We start from the raw sequence: 14,759 nt of genomic DNA, 5'->3' as shown, positions 1-14,759 counted from the left end.
CCTGTCCGGAAACAAGAAAAGGGCGCGAGGCGCCCTTTTTCATGGCAACTTCCGATTGTAGCTGGTGCTGGCCCGGCGTGAAATCAACCGGCTCCTACAGGAACTTGCGGGGGTCCACGACCCGGCCGTTGTCCCAGACCTCGAAGTGCACGTGGGCGCCGGTGGAGCGGCCGGTGGAGCCGGCCTTGGCCACCTGCTGCCCGGCGCGGACCAGGTCGCCGGCCCGCACCAGCAGGCGCGAGTTGTGCGCGTAGCGGGTCACGTAACCGTTTCCATGGTCGATCTCCACCACCTTGCCGTAGCCCGAGCGGGTGCCGGAGTAGCTGACGACGCCATCGGCCACCGCGTTCACCGGATCGCCGGTGCGGGCGTGGAAGTCCAGGCCCTTGTGGTACTGGCTGCCACGGCCGAACGGATCGGCGCGGCGGCCGAAGCGCGAGGTGATGTAGCTGTTGGCGATCGGAGTGCGCGACGGGGTCGCGTCCTGCTCGAGCTTGCGGCTGAACATCAGCGACTCGAGCACCGAGAGCTGCTCGCCGGAATGCTTGAGCTGCGAGCCGAGTTGGTCGAGGCCGGCACTCAGGTCGCCGGCGGGCATGTCCGCGGTCGGGCCTTCGCCGCCGATGCCGACCGGGGCGTCGAAGTCGAACTCGCCGTCGTCCAGGCTGCCGACCTGGGCCAGGCGCTCGCCGAGGGCGTTCAGGCGGTTGGCCTGGGCCTGCAGCTCGCCGAGGCGGGCGGCCATGGCATTGATCTCGCGCTGGGCCTGGGCCCGGGTGTCGGCGAGCTGCGCGGCCTGCTCGGCGGCCTGCTGCTGGAGCATCGCCACTTCGGCGAAGCCGACCAGGGTGCGGGCGCCGGCGCCGAAGGCGATGCCGGCGGCCAGCAGCACCGCGACCGCCACCGCAGGACGGCGGCTGGCACGCTGGAACTCGTGGCTGGCGGCAGCCTGCAGGCGGCCGCGGAGGTGGTCGAAGAGATTGTGTAGAGTCATGCGGATGTCTGTGTCCCGTTCCGGTTCTTCCCGACTGCCGCGCGAGGCGCTGGACGCGCTGTTCGCCGGCAGCGCCGCCGATCCGCTGCGCCGGGCCCTGTGGCTCGACACCCTGGAACGGCAACTGCGGCCCCACCTCCCCCCTGCACTCGCCGCGCACGCACGGTTCGCGAACGTGCAGGGAAGGAAGCTAGTGTTCGTCGTCGATTCCCCGGTCTGGCATGCGCGGCTGCGCCTTGCTTCGGCCGAACTCCTCGACGCCGCCCGCTCCGTCGGGCTGGAGTGCGACGCCGTCGTGGTCAGGACCACCACCGCGCCGCTGCGGCCGGAACCCCCGGCCCCCCGCCGGCCCCGCCCGATGTCCCCGGGGACCCGCGAAGCGCTGCGGGCCGCCCTGGATTCACTTGGCGTGGACGACGATGAAGGGGGGAATGCTAAAGGTCGAGGCCGCGTGAAAAGTTAAGCGGCGGGGGGCAAGTGTTAGGGTTTCGTTAAGAGACTGAATCCGCCCGAAGTCAGGGGCTTCGGAGTGAGGTGAGGTCGGCGGCTTCGCCGCCTGTGAAGTCGGCCGCTGCGCGGCCTGTGAGCGGGCGCTTCGCGCCCTTGTAAACAGGAAAATCAAAAGCTTTTGCTCTTCTGTTTACAGCGAGCGCAGCGAGCGACTTACCAGGCGGCGTAGCCGCCGCTCACAGCGAGCGCGGCGAAGCCGCCGGCTTACGCGGGCAACGCGGGGCCGTACGCTGCCGGCGCAGCCCGCTCGTCCTCGAAGGTGACCTCTTCCCAGGCGGCCCGCTCCGCCAGCAGGGCGCGGACCAGCTTGTTGTTCAAGGCGTGGCCCGACTTGCGCGCCTCGTAGGCGCCGATGATCGGGTGGCCGGCCAGGTACAGGTCGCCCACCGCGTCGAGGATCTTGTGGCGCACGAACTCGTCGGCGTAGCGCAGGCCGTCGTCGTTCAGCACCCGGAACTCGTCCAGCACGATGGCATTGTCCATCGAGCCGCCGAGGCCGAGGTTGCGCTCGCGCATGAACTCCAGGTCGCGCATGAAGCCGAAGGTGCGGGCGCGGCTGACCTCGCGGATGTAGGCCTCGCTGGAGAAGTCCACCACCGCGCGCGATTGCGCGGTCGGGATCGCCGGATGGTTGAACTCCACCGTGAAGTCCAGGCGGAAGCCGTCGTGGGGCACGAACCGGGCGACCTTGTCGCCGTCACGGACCTCGACCGGGCGCAGGATGCGCATGAAGCGCTTGGGCGCGGACTGCTCCACGATCCCCGCCGACTGCAGCAGGAACACGAACGGGCCGGCCGAGCCGTCCATGATCGGCACCTCGGCCGCGGACAGGTCGACGTAGGCGTTGTCGATGCCCAGGCCGGCGAAGGCCGACATCAGGTGCTCGACCGTCATCACCTTGCCCGGGCCCCGCGACAGGCCGGTGCAGAGCATGGTCTCGGTGACCAGCGCGGCGTCGGCCGGGATCTCCACCGCCGGCTCCAGGTCGACGCGGCGGAACACGATGCCCGTGTCCACCGCCGCCGGGCGCAGGGTGAGAAAGACCTTCTCGCCGCTGTGCAGGCCGACGCCGGTGGCGCGGATCACGTTCTTGAGGGTGCGTTGGGCGAGCATGGCAGGTCGGCAAGATTACCACCGGGAAAGCTGAACAAGGCTGTAGGAGCGGCGCTGGGCGCCGCGACCCGCGGGGTCATGGCGGGCCGAGGGGTCGCGGCGCGAGCGCCGCTCCTACACCCGTTCCGGTCAATCCGCCTGGCGGCGGAGGAAGGCCGGGATGTCCAGGTAGCTGCTGTCGTTGCCGAAGTCCGCGGTGGCCGGGGCCGGCTCGGCGGTGGTGCCGCCGCCGGTGGCGCTGCCGCGGCCGCGCAGGGCCGAGGCGATGCCCTGGCCGGGGCTGAACGGCTCGGCGACCTCGTCGATCAGCATGCCGGTGGTGCCGTCGCGCTTGCCCTGGTTGTGGATCAGCTGGACCTGCGGGCGGCGCTGCTCGCGGCCGTAGTCGCGGAAGCCGTCGTCGCGGTCGCGGATCGGCTGGCGCACGGTGGCGCGGTTGAGGCCGGTGGCGACCACGGTGACGCGGACGTCGTCCTGCATGTCCGGGTCGAGCACGGTGCCGATGACCACGGTCGCGTCCTCGCTGGCGAAGTTCTCCACCGTGCGGCCGACCTCGTCGAACTCGGCCATGGTGAAGTCCGGGCCGGCAGTGATGTTGACCAGGATGCCGTTGGCGCCGGACAGGTTGACGTCGTCCAGCAGCGGGTTCTGGATCGCCGACTCGGCCGCGGCCTGCGCGCGGTCGTCGCCGCGGGCGTGGCCGGTGCCCATCATCGCGAGGCCCATCTCGCTCATCACCGTGCGCACGTCGGCGAAGTCCACGTTGATCAGGCCGGGGCGCACGATCAGGTCGGCAATGCCCTGCACCGCACCGAGCAGCACGTCGTTCGCGGCACGGAAGGCCTGCACCATGGTCGCGTTCCTACCGAGTACAGTAATCAGCTTCTCGTTCGGGATCGTGATCAGCGAGTCGCAGTGCTGCGACAGCTCGTCGATGCCCTTGAGCGCCACCTGCATGCGCCGGCGGCCCTCGAACGGGAACGGCTTGGTGACCACGGCGACGGTGAGGATGCCCATCTCCTTGGCGAGCTGGGCCACCACCGGCGCCGCGCCGGTGCCGGTGCCGCCGCCCATGCCGGCGGTGATGAACACCATGTCGGCGCCCTGCAGCGCGTCCATGATGTGCTCGCGATCCTCGAGCGCGGCCTGGCGGCCGACCTCGGGGTTGGCGCCCGCGCCCAGGCCCTTGGTGACGTTGCCGCCGAGCTGCAGCTGCAGCTTGGCGCCGCAGTTGCGGATCGCCTGTGCGTCGGTGTTGGCGGTGATGAACTCCACCCCCTCGACGCTGCTGTTGACCATGTGCGCGACCGCGTTGCCTCCGCCGCCGCCCACGCCGACTACCTTGATGACCGCATTCGGGGCCATCTTTTCCACGAGTTCGAAATGCGCCATGACCTTGCCCTCGGTTTTAGTTATGTGTGTTGCCGGAAAAAACGAACACGCCTCAGAATTCGCCGCGATACCAGTTCTTGAGCTTCGCCAGGAAACTCCCGGCCCTTCCGGTGCGCAGCACCGGCCGGCGCGGGTTCTCGATCTGGCTGCCCATCAGGAGCAGCCCCACGCCGGTTGCATGCACCGGGTTGTTGACCACCTCGCCGAGCCCGGTGACGTGCTGCGGGACGCCGACGCGAACCGGCATCTGCAGCATTTCCTCGGCGAGTTCGACCACGCCCTCCATCTTCGAAGCGCCGCCGGTGAGCACCATCCCGGCGCGCACCAGCTCCTCGAAGCCCGAGCGGCGCAGTTCCGCCTGCACCATCTCGAAGATTTCCTCGTAGCGGCCCTGCACCGCCTGCGCCAGCGAGTGCCGCGGCAGCCGCCGCGGCGGCCGGTCGCCGACGCTGGGCACCTGGATGCTTTCCTCGGCCGTCGCCAGCTGCGCGAGCGCGCACGCGTAGCGCACCTTGATCTGCTCGGCTTCCGGCGTCGGCGTGCGCAGCATGTGCGCGATGTCGTTGGTGACGTGGTCGCCGGCGATCGGCAGCGAGGCGGTATGGCTGATCGCGCCCTGCACGAACACCGCCAGGTCGGTGGTGCCGGCGCCGATGTCCACCAGCACCACGCCGAGCTCGCGCTCGTCCGCGGTCAGCACCGCGGTGGCCGAGGCCAGCGGCGACAGGATCAGGTCGTCCACCTGAAGGCCGCAGCGCTGCACGCACTTGCTGATGTTGGCCGCGGCCGACTGCGCGCACACCACCAGGTGCGCGTGCACCTCCAGGCGCACGCCGGTCATCCCGACCGGGTTGCGGATGCCTTCCTGCGAGTCGTCGAGCACGTACTCGCGCGGGATCGCGTGCAGGATGCGCTGGTCGGCCGGGATCGCGACCGCCTTGGCGGCCTCGAGCACCCGGTCCAGGTCGGCCCAGGTCACCTCGCCGTCGCGGATCGGCACGATCCCCGGCGAGTTGCGGCACTGCACGTGGTTGCCGGAGATCGAGGCGTAGACCGAGCTGATCTCGCAGCCGGCCATCAGCTCGGCCTCCTCGACCGCGCGCTGGATGGACTGCACCGTGGACTCGATGTCCACGACCACGCCGCGCTTGAGCCCGCGCGACTCGTGCGAGCCGATGCCGATGACCTCGATCGGGTTGCCGGGCCCGCTGTTGGCGGGATCGTACTCGCCGACCAGCGCCACCACCTTGGAGGTGCCGATGTCGAGCCCGACGATCAGGGCCTTGTCGCCTTTTCGGTTCATGGTGCTGCGGGTTCTCCCCAGGTCAGTGCGAAGCCGTTGGTGTAGCGGAGGTCGGCGCGCTCGAGGGTGCGGGCCTGGCGCGCCAGCAGTTGCGGCAGCAGGCGCGCGAAACGATGCATGCGCAGCCGCGCCTCGCGGCTGCCGACGACCACGTCGACGCCGTTGGACAGTTGCAGCGACCAGCTCCCGCGGCGGTCCAGGCGCAGCGCGCGCACGTCCACGCCGGCGGGGGCGAACAGTTCGCGCGCCTGGCCGTAGAGCTCCATCACCGCGTCGGTGCGGGCATCGGGCCCGTCGAGCAGCGGCAGCGACCTCGGCGCCGTCGCGCCGGCCGCGGGGAACAGCGTCCCCTGGTCCGAGAGCAGCCGGTCCTCGCCCCAGCGCGCGACCGGGCGGTGCTCGACCACGCGGACCTCGAGCGTGTCCGGCCAGCGCTTGCGCACTTCCGCCGACCGCACCCAGGGCAGCGCCAGCACCGCGGCCTGGGCATCGTCCAGGCGCACCGCGAAGAAGCCGCGCTCGGCGAACGGCAGCAGCACCTCGCGCAGCTCCGCGGGATCCACCTGCTGCAGCTCGCCCTGCACCCGCAGCGTGGTCAGCGGCCAGCGCTCGGCGCCGACCCAGCCCTGCACCACGGCCACGACCGGCGCCACGACCAGGCCGATCGCCAGGATCCACGCGGCGACGCGCAGCACGGTGCCGCTCATGCGCGCACCTCCGGCATCCGGTCCAGGGTCTGTTCCAGGATGCGCCAGCACAGCTCGTCGAACTCGACCCCGAGCTGGCGCGCCGCCTTGGGCACCAGCGAGTGGCTGGTCATGCCCGGCGCGGTGTTCACTTCCAGCAGGTAGAGCGCGCCGTCACTGCGGTCGCGCATCAGGTCCACGCGGCCCCAGCCGGTGCAGCCGGCGGCGCGGAAGGCCTGCATGGCCAGCGTGCGGATCGCCTCTTCGTCGGCGCCTTCCAGTCCCGGGCAAAGGTACTGCGTGTCCTCGGCCTGGTACTTGGCGTGGTAGTCGTACCAGCCGCCCTTGGGCACGATGCGGATGGACGGCAGCGCGACCTCGCCGAGGATGCCGACGGTGAGCTCGTCGCCCTCGATCATGCGTTCCATCAGCAGCATGCCGTCGTAGCCGCCGGCGAACTCCGCTGCAGCCGCGAAGTCGGCTTCGCCGGTGAGGCGGAACGCGCCGACACTGGAGCCCTCGCACGAGGGCTTCATGAACACCGGCAGCCCGAGCGCGCGCGCGGCGGTGCGCAGGTCGTCGCCCCCCTGCAGGCGCACGTACGGCGGGGTCGGCAGGCCCTCGGCGATCCACACCTGCTTGGTCCGGATCTTGTCCATGCTCAGCGCCGAGCCGAGCACGCCGGGGCCGGTGTAGGGCACGCCGAGCGCTTCGAGCAGGCCCTGCAGGGTGCCGTCCTCGCCGCCGCCGCGGTTGCCGTGGAGGATGTTGAAGACGCGGTCGAAGCTGCCGGACTGCAACTCCCGCACCAGCGCGGGGATGCCGTCCACCGGGTGCGCGTCCACGCCACGCGCGCGCAGCGCCTCGAGCACGTTGCGGCCGGAGTCGAGCGAGACCTCGCGCTCGGCGCTGGTCCCGCCCATCAGCACGGCCACGCGCCCGAACACGGCGGGGTCGCGGGTGCGCAGCGGCGGCAGCGCGCTCATGCGCCACCCCCGAAGCCGTTGGCGGCCAGCGCCTGCGCGACGTGGCCGATGTCGCCCGCGCCCATCACCAGCAGCAGGTCGCCGTCCTCGAGGATGTCCGGGAGCACGTCGCCCAGCTCGCCGGCGGCGTTGACCACCACCGGATCGATGCGGCCGCGGGTGCGGATCGCGCGCGCCAGCGAGCGCGCGTCGGCGCCGGTGATCGGCGCCTCGCCCGCCGGATAGACCTCGGTCAGCACCAGTGCGTCCACGCTGGACAGCACGCCGGCGAAGTCGTCGAACAGGTCGCGGGTGCGGGTGTAGCGGTGCGGCTGGAACGCCACCACCAGGCGCTTGTCCGGCCAGCCGCCGCGGGCGGCGGCGAACACTGCCTCCAGCTCCTTCGGATGGTGGCCGTAGTCGTCCACCAGCTGCACGGTGGCGCCCTTGTGGGTGGTCAGCTTCGCCAGCAGGTTGAAGCGGCGGCCGATGCCCTCGAACTTCTGCAGCGCGCGCGCGATCGCCGGCGCTTCGACCCCGAGCTGCCAGCCGACGCTGGCCGCGGCCAGCGAGTTGAGCACGTTGTGGCGGCCGGGCAGCGCCAGCTCGACGCCGGTGCGGCTGCCGTCGGGCAGGCACAGCGTGTAGCGCATGCAGTTGCCGTCCTGGGAGACGTCCACGGCGCGCACGTCGGCGCCCTCGTCGAACCCGTAGGTCATGACGTGGCGCGAGGTGACCTGCGCCAGGCGCGCGACCTCGGGATCGTCGATGCACAGCACCGCCAGCCCGTAGAACGGCAGCCGGTGCAGGAACTCGCCGAACGCCGCCTGCACGCGGCCGAAGTCGCCGCCGTAGTTCTCGAGGTGGTCGGCGTCGATGTTGGTGACGATGGCAACCAGCGGATTGAGGCGCAGGAAGCTGCCGTCGCTCTCGTCGGCCTCCGCCACCAGCCAGTCGCCGCCGCCCAGGCGGGCGTTGGCGCCGGCCGCCAGCAGCTTGCCGCCGATCACGAAGGTCGGGTCCAGGCCACCCTCGCCGAGCACGCTCGCCAGCAGCGAGGTGGTGGTGGTCTTGCCGTGGGTGCCGGCGACCGCGATGCCGCGGCGGAAGCGCATCAGCTCGGCCAGCATCTCCGCGCGCGGCACGATCGGGATGCGCCGCGCGCGCGCCTCGGCCAGTTCCGGGTTGTCGGGCTTGATCGCGCTGGAGGCAACCACGCAGTCCACGCCTTCCACGTGCGCGGCGGCGTGGCCGCGGTGGATGGTCGCGCCGAGCGAGGCCAGGCGGCGGGTCACCGCGTTGTCCGCGCTGTCGGATCCCGAGACGCGGTAGCCGAGCGTGCACAGCACCTCCGCGATCCCGCTCATGCCGACGCCGCCGATGCCGACGAAATGCACGCGCGTGGCGGCACCGTCCAGGCTGGTCCTGGCCAGATCGCTCCTGGCCAGGTCGCGGGTGGCCTGCAGGCGGCGCTCGGCGGTCATGCGGCCTCCTTCATGGCTGCGACTTCCAGCACCGCGTCCGCGACCCGCTCGGCGGCGTCGGGCGCGGCGATCGCGCGCGCGGCCTCGGCCATCGCCAGCCGGCGCGCGGGGTCGCGCGCGAGCGTGGAGAGCGCGCCACGGAGGTCGTCGGCGAGCGAGGACGACTGCGCCACCAGCAGCGCGGCGCCGCGCTCGACCAGGTATTCGGCGTTGCGCGTCTGGTGGTCGTCCACCGCCTGCGGGAACGGCACCAGGATGCTGCCGACGCCGGCCGCGCACAGTTCGGCCAGGGTCAGCGCACCGGCGCGGCACACCACCAGGTCGGCCTCGGCATAGGCCGCAGCCATGTCGGCGATGAACGGCTCCACCGTCGCGGCGACGCCGGCGGCGGCGTAGGCGCGCTCGGCTTCCTCGCGCAGTTTCTCGCCGCACTGGTGGCGGACCACGATGTCGGCCTCCAGCCGGGCCAGCGCGCGCGGCATCGCCTCGTTGAGCGCGCGCGCACCCTGGCTGCCGCCGAGCACCAGCAGGCGTAGCGTGCCGCCGCGCCCGTCGAAGCGCTGCGCAGGCGGCGGCAACATGGAGATCACGCTCCGCACCGGGTTGCCGACGTGCTCCTCGGCGACGCCGCGGAAGGTGTCCGGGAAACCGGTCAGCACGCGGCGCGCGACCCGCGCCAGCACGCGGTTGGTCAAGCCGGGGGCGCGGTTCTGCTCGTGCACCACGAGCGGCGTGCCGCGCAGGCGCGCGGCGATGCCGCCGGGGCCCGCGGCATAGCCGCCAAAGCTGACCACCGCGCGCGGGGTGCGCAGGCGCAGCACGCGCAGGGCCGCGCGGACCGCCGCCAGCACCCGGAACGGCGCGCCGAGCAGCGTGGCCACGCCCTTGCCGCGCAGGCCCTTCACCGGAATGGTGTCGATGGCGATGCCGTGCTGCGGTACCAGCCGGGTCTCCATGCCGCCTTCCGCGCCCAGCCACGCCACCGGCACGCCGCGCGCCTGCAGCGCCGCGGCCACCGACAGGCCCGGGAAGATGTGCCCGCCGGTGCCGCCGGCGAGGATCAGCACCGGATGCTCGCGGTAGTCGAGCTGCGCGCTCATTGCGCACCTCCCGCGTCGGCACCGGCCGCGGCGTCGCCGCGCAGGCGCGCGACCTGGCGCTGCGCGCGGTCCAGCTCGTAGCTGATCCGCAGCAGCAGGCCGAGCGCGGCGCAGGTCATCAGCACGCTGGAACCGCCCGAAGACACCAGCGGCAGGGTCAGGCCCTTGGTCGGCAGCAGCCCCAGGTTGACGCCGATGGACACGAAGCTCTGCAGCGCGATCCACAGCGCGATGCCGAACGCGCAGTAGCCGGCGAAGTGGCGGCGCATCTCCACGCAACGCAGCCCGACCAGGAACGCGCGCCCGACCAGCAGCGCGTAGGCCGCGATCACCGCGCACACCCCGACGAAGCCCAGCTCCTCCGCAATCACCGCGAGGATGAAGTCGGTGTGCGCCTCCGGCAGGTAGGCGAGCTTCTGCACCGAGGCACCGAGGCCGACCCCGAACCATTCGCCGCGGCCGACCGCCATCAGCGCATTGGTGAGCTGGTAGCCGCTGTTGAACGGGTCCGCCCACGGGTCCAGGAAGGTGGTCAGGCGCTGGTAGCGGTAGGGCTCGGCGATCGCGACCACCGCCAGCAGCGGCAGCGCCACCAGCACCGGCCCGAACAGGCGCGGCATGTTGACCCCGCCCAGCACCAGCATGCCGGCGGTGATCGCGAGCAGCAGCGAGGAGGAGCCGAAGTCGGGCTGCAGCAGCAGCAGGACCACCATCGCACCGGCCACGCCGAGCGGCTTGAGCATCGCCGGCCAGGTGGCGGTGACGTCCTCGCTGTAGCGCTTGAGGTAGCTGGCCAGCCAGACGATGTACAGCAGCTTCACCGCCTCCACCGCCTGGAAGTTGGAGAGGCCGAAGTTGAGCCAGCGGCGCGCGCCGTTGACGCTGACCCCGATGCCGGGCACGAACACCAGCAGGAGCAGCACGAAGCACGCCAGCAGCAGCCACTGCCCGGCCTGCTCCACCGGCTTGAGCTCGGTGCGCATCACCCAGCCGGCGAGCACGATGCCGGCGCCCAGGAACACCAGGTGCTTCTCGAGGAAGTGGAACGGGCCGACGCCCAGGCCCTCGCCGATCGCGATCGAGCTCGAGGCCACCATCACCACGCCGAAACAGGCCAGCGCGATGGACACGCCGAGCAGCCACGGGTCGTAGCGGCCGCCGATGGCGTCCAGCCGCACCGCCTGGCGCGGGCTTTCGAACGGGGTGTCCCAGGCGACGGCCATCAGCGCACCTTCAAGGTCGCGAGGCCGACCAGCACGAGCACCACCGAGATGATCCAGAAACGCACGATCACGCGCGGCTCCGGCCAGCCCTTGAGCTCGAAGTGGTGGTGGATCGGCGCCATCCGGAACACGCGCTTGCCGGTGAGCTTGAACGACGCCACCTGGATCATCACCGACAGGGTCTCGATGACGAAGATGCCGCCCATCACCACCAGTACCAGTTCCTGGCGCACGATCACCGCGATGGCGCCGAGCACCGCGCCCAGCGCGAGCGCGCCGATGTCGCCCATGAACACCATCGCCGGGTAGGTGTTGAACCACAGGAAGCCGAGCCCGGCACCCGCGATCGCCGCGCAGATGATCACCAACTCGCCGGCGCCGGGAATGCGCGGGATCTGCAGGTAGGTGGCGAACTGCGCGTGGCCGGAGGCGTAGGCGAACACGCCCAGCGCGCAGGCCACCAGCACCGTCGGCATGATCGCCAGCCCGTCGAGCCCGTCGGTCAGGTTGACCGCGTTGGAGAAGCCGACGATCCACAGGTAGGCGATCAGCACGAAGCTGACGCTCACCAGCGGCAGCGCCACCGCCTTGAAGAACGGGATGTAGAAGGTCGTCGCCGCGGGGATGTCGGCGCTGTAGAACAGGTACAGGCCGGCCGCGAGCCCGAACACCGACTGCGCCAGGTACTTCCAGCGCGACTTCAGCCCGTTCGGGTCGCGCTTGACGATCTTGATCCAGTCGTCGTACCAGCCGATCGCGCCGTAGGCCAGCATCACCGCCAGCACCACCCACACGTACTTGTTGCGCAGGTCGCCCCACAGCAGCACCGCGGCCAGCACCGTGACCAGGATCAGCGCGCCGCCCATGGTCGGCGTGCCGGCCTTGGAGAAGTGGGTCTGCGGACCTTCCTGCCGGATCGGCTGGCCCTTGAACTCGGCGAGCTTGCGGATCATCGCCGGGCCCCACCACAGCGACAGCGCGAGCGCGGTCAGCGCGCTGAGGATGCCGCGGAAGGTGAGGTAGCCGAACAGCCCGAACACGCTCTGCAGCTGTTCCAGCCAGCGGGTCAGTTCAAGCAGCATCGGTTTCACCCTCCAGCAGCGCTGCGACGATCCGGTCCATCGCGCTGCCGCGCGAGCCCTTGACCAGGACTGTAGGAGCGGCGCTTGCGCCGCGATCGCCGCTCCCGGGTCGCGGCGCGAGCGCCGCTCCTGCAAGGGCTTCGGCCAGGGCGTCGGCCAGTTCTTCGTGGCTGTCGAAGTGGCACGCGCCCTCGCCGAACGCTTCGGCGGCCGCGGCGCTCAGTTCGCCCAGCGTGAACAGCCGCGCGATGCCCGCGCCCTTGGCACGGCGCCCGCCTTCGGCGTGCAGCGCGCGCGCGTCCTCGCCGAGCTCGCGCATGTCGCCGAGCACCAGCCAGGCCTCCGGCAGGCTCGCCAGCCATTCGATCGCGGCGTTGAGCGAGCCGGGGTTGGCGTTGTAGCTGTCATCCACCAGCAGCGCGCCGCCGGCGAGCCGGTGGCGCACCAGCCGCCCGGCCACCGGGCGCGCCTCGGCCAGGCCCGCGCGGATGTCCTCCAGCGACGCGCCCAGCCCGAGCGCCAGCGAGGCCGCCGCCAGCGCGTTGCGCACGTTGTGCCGGCCCGGCAGCGCCAGCGTGCAGGCGACCTCGCCCTCGGGCGTGACCAGCGTGAAGCGCACGCCCTCGCCATCGGGGGCGATGTCGCGCGCGCTGATGTCGGCGCTCGCCTCCAGCCCGAAGCGCAGCAGCCGGCGGCCGTGGGCGCGCTCGGCGAAGTACGGCGCGAAGGCGTCGTCGGCATTGATCACCGCGACCCCGCCCGCGGGCAGCGCATCGTAGATCGCGGCCTTGGTGTCGGCGACGCCGAGCAGGCTGCCCATGCGTTCCAGGTGGGCCGGCGCGATGTTGTTGACCAGCGCCGCGTCCGGACGGACCACCGCGGTCAGGTAGGCGATGTCGCCCGGCTTGCCGGCACCCATCTCGTACACCGCGAAGCGCGCCTGCTCGGGCGCGTCGAGCACCGCGAGCGGCAGGCCGATCTCGTTGTTGCGGTTGCCCGGGTTGGCGTAGGCCCCGCCGGGGCCGCCGCCGGCGGCCCGGTGCAGGATCGGCAGCAGCAGCGTCTTCACGCTGGTCTTGCCGTTGCTGCCGGTGATCGCGGCGACCCTGGTCGCGCGCGTGTGCTGCAGCGCCGCCGCGAACGCGGCCAGCGCGCGCTCGGTATCCGCCACCACCACCTGCGGCAGCGGCACGTCCACCGGGCGCGCCACCAGCGCGGCGCGCGCGCCCGCCTCCGCGGCCGCGGCGACGTGGTCGTGGCCGTCGAAGCGCTCGCCCCTGAGCGCGACGAACAGCGCGGCGCGGGCGTCGCTGGCATCGAGCGTGCGCGTGTCGGTGGCGACCGCGTCCACCAGCACGTCCGGTACCGGACCGGCCTCGACGCCATGCAGGCGGCCGCCGGTCCATTGGGCGATGCGCGAGAGCGGCAGCGGCATCATGGCGCGCCCTCCGGGCGCCACTGCGCCAGCACTTCGCGCGCCACCGCGAGGTCGTCGAACGGGTGCTTCACCCCGGCCACTTCCTGGTAGGTCTCGTGGCCCTTGCCGGCCACCAGCACGATGTCGCCGCGGCGCGCCGCGCCGATCGCGCGCGCGATCGCGCGGCGCCGGTCGCGCTCGACCACCACGCGCGCGGGGTCGGCGAAGCCGGCGACGATGTCCTCGATGATCGCGTCGCCGTCCTCGCGCCGCGGGTTGTCGTCGGTGACGATCACCAGGTCGGCGGCGCGTTCTGCGATCGCCGCCATCTGCGGGCGCTTGCCGGTGTCGCGCTCGCCGCCGCAGCCGAACACGCAGGCCAGGCGGCCCTCGAGGTGTCCCTTCAGCGACTCCAGCGCCTGCTGCAGGGCGTCGGGCTTGTGCGAATAGTCCACCACCACCAGCGGGCGCTCGCCGCCGCCGAGCCGGTTCATGCGCCCGGGGATCGGCGCGAGCTGCGGCAGCACCGTGGCGATGGCGTCGATGCCGTGCCCGAGCGCGTGCAGCACGCCGGCCACGGCGAGCAGGTTGTCCACGTTGAAGCGGCCGAGCAGCGGCGAGCGCAGGTTGCGGCGCTCGTCGCCGACCAACAGGTCGAACTGCAGGCCGTCGCCGCCGAGGGCCACGCCGGTTGCGCGCACGTCGGCCTGGCCGCCGGCCGAACTGGTGCCGATGGCGCGCACGCCAGCGGGCAGCATGCCGGCCAGTTCGCGGCCGAACGGATCGTCGAGGTTGACCACCGCCGCACGCAGGCCCTTGCGCTGGAACAGCCGCGCCTTGGCGGCGCCGTAGCTGGCCATGTCGCCGTGGTAGTCGAGGTGGTCGCGGGTGAGGTTGGTGAACACCGCGATGTCATAGTGCACCGCGTCCACACGCCCCTGGTCGAGCGCATGCGAGCTCACTTCCATCGCCACCGCCTGCACGCCGTCGTCGCGCAGCGAGCCCAGCAGTCCGTGCATGTCCAGCACCATCGGCGTGGTGTAGCCGGTGGCGTTGGCGGCGCCGTAGCGCCCGGCGCCGAGCGTGCCGATGGTGCCGCTGTCCACGCCGAGCAGCTTCAGGGCCTGCGCCAGCAGCTGCACGGTGGAGGTCTTTCCGCTGGTGCCAGTGACGCCGACCATGGTCATCGCCGACGAGGGCCGGCCGTGGAACTGGTCGGCGATCTCGCCCATGCGCGCGCGCAGGCGCTGCACCGGGATCGCGTCCGCCGGAACCGGGATGTCGTCGGGCGCCGGCGGTTCGTACAGCACCGCCGAGGCGCCGGCCTGCCGCGCCTGCGCGGCGAAGCGCAGGCCGTGCGTGCCGAAGCCGCCGATCGCGAAGAACGCGTCGCCGGGCCGCACCGCGCGGCTGTCGGCGGTGAGCCCGGTGACGACGATGTCCCCGGGCGCACCGTGCACGAGATCCACCAGTCGCATCTGCCGGCTCAT

General features: G+C 72.0%; 13 protein-coding genes. 1 reads left to right on the top strand and 12 read right to left on the bottom strand.

Annotated elements, in window-relative coordinates:
• Window positions 1-94: 94 nt before the first annotated feature.
• Window positions 95-994 (bottom strand): M23 family metallopeptidase, encoded by a 900-nt coding sequence (locus E4F25_RS09930; protein ID WP_140909979.1) that lies wholly within the window; start codon window positions 992-994, stop codon window positions 95-97.
• Window positions 995-998: 4 nt separating this feature from the next.
• On the opposite strand from E4F25_RS09930, the gene E4F25_RS09925 reads away from it, so the two are divergent.
• Complete coding sequence (locus E4F25_RS09925) at window positions 999-1,457, top strand: DciA family protein (RefSeq protein ID WP_407062814.1); 459 nt, start codon at window positions 999-1,001, stop codon at window positions 1,455-1,457.
• A gap of 251 nt (window positions 1,458-1,708) precedes the next feature.
• Here the strand turns inward: E4F25_RS09925 and lpxC are convergent, their stop codons facing one another.
• The 11 genes from lpxC to E4F25_RS09870 form a co-directional block, all read right to left on the bottom strand.
• Window positions 1,709-2,617 (bottom strand): UDP-3-O-acyl-N-acetylglucosamine deacetylase, encoded by a 909-nt coding sequence (gene lpxC / locus E4F25_RS09920; protein ID WP_140909977.1) that lies wholly within the window; start codon window positions 2,615-2,617, stop codon window positions 1,709-1,711.
• A 129-nt stretch (window positions 2,618-2,746) separates the two neighbouring features.
• The gene (gene ftsZ / locus E4F25_RS09915) at window positions 2,747-4,009 is read right to left on the bottom strand and encodes a cell division protein FtsZ (RefSeq protein WP_140909976.1); all 1,263 of its coding nucleotides are present in this window, start codon (window positions 4,007-4,009) and stop codon (window positions 2,747-2,749) included.
• A gap of 52 nt (window positions 4,010-4,061) precedes the next feature.
• A complete protein-coding gene (gene ftsA / locus E4F25_RS09910) occupies window positions 4,062-5,312 on the bottom strand; it encodes a cell division protein FtsA (RefSeq protein WP_140909975.1) in 1,251 nt (416 codons plus the stop codon).
• Window positions 5,309-6,019: a cell division protein FtsQ/DivIB gene (locus E4F25_RS09905; protein ID WP_140909974.1), complete on the bottom strand. Its 711-nt coding sequence runs from the start codon at window positions 6,017-6,019 to the stop codon at window positions 5,309-5,311. The genes ftsA and E4F25_RS09905 overlap by 4 nt, the downstream gene beginning before the upstream one ends.
• The gene (locus E4F25_RS09900) at window positions 6,016-6,984 is read right to left on the bottom strand and encodes a D-alanine--D-alanine ligase (protein ID WP_140909973.1); all 969 of its coding nucleotides are present in this window, start codon (window positions 6,982-6,984) and stop codon (window positions 6,016-6,018) included. The genes E4F25_RS09905 and E4F25_RS09900 overlap by 4 nt, the downstream gene beginning before the upstream one ends.
• Entirely contained in the window at window positions 6,981-8,447 is a 1,467-nt protein-coding gene (murC, locus tag E4F25_RS09895) for a UDP-N-acetylmuramate--L-alanine ligase (protein WP_140909972.1), read from the bottom strand. The genes E4F25_RS09900 and murC overlap by 4 nt, the downstream gene beginning before the upstream one ends.
• Complete coding sequence (gene murG / locus E4F25_RS09890) at window positions 8,444-9,547, bottom strand: undecaprenyldiphospho-muramoylpentapeptide beta-N-acetylglucosaminyltransferase (protein WP_140909971.1); 1,104 nt, start codon at window positions 9,545-9,547, stop codon at window positions 8,444-8,446. The genes murC and murG overlap by 4 nt, the downstream gene beginning before the upstream one ends.
• Window positions 9,544-10,770: a putative lipid II flippase FtsW gene (gene ftsW, locus E4F25_RS09885; protein WP_140909970.1), complete on the bottom strand. Its 1,227-nt coding sequence runs from the start codon at window positions 10,768-10,770 to the stop codon at window positions 9,544-9,546. The genes murG and ftsW overlap by 4 nt, the downstream gene beginning before the upstream one ends.
• Window positions 10,770-11,852 carry a phospho-N-acetylmuramoyl-pentapeptide-transferase gene (gene mraY / locus E4F25_RS09880; protein WP_140909969.1) on the bottom strand — a complete coding sequence of 361 codons (1,083 nt, stop codon included), beginning with the start codon at window positions 11,850-11,852 and terminating at the stop codon, window positions 10,770-10,772. The genes ftsW and mraY overlap by 1 nt, the downstream gene beginning before the upstream one ends.
• Window positions 11,842-13,290 carry a UDP-N-acetylmuramoyl-tripeptide--D-alanyl-D-alanine ligase gene (locus tag E4F25_RS09875; RefSeq protein ID WP_140909968.1) on the bottom strand — a complete coding sequence of 483 codons (1,449 nt, stop codon included), beginning with the start codon at window positions 13,288-13,290 and terminating at the stop codon, window positions 11,842-11,844. Before E4F25_RS09875 ends, mraY begins: the two co-directional genes overlap by 11 nt.
• Window positions 13,287-14,759, bottom strand: coding sequence for a UDP-N-acetylmuramoyl-L-alanyl-D-glutamate--2,6-diaminopimelate ligase (locus E4F25_RS09870; protein ID WP_140909967.1), 1,473 nt, complete (start codon window positions 14,757-14,759; stop codon window positions 13,287-13,289). Before E4F25_RS09870 ends, E4F25_RS09875 begins: the two co-directional genes overlap by 4 nt.

This window comes from Cognatiluteimonas lumbrici (assembly GCF_006476065.1).
GTDB lineage: Bacteria > Pseudomonadota > Gammaproteobacteria > Xanthomonadales > Xanthomonadaceae > Cognatiluteimonas > Cognatiluteimonas lumbrici.
The sequence above is the reverse complement of the archived record's forward strand: the minus strand, read 5'-3'. Positions and strand labels throughout refer to the sequence as shown.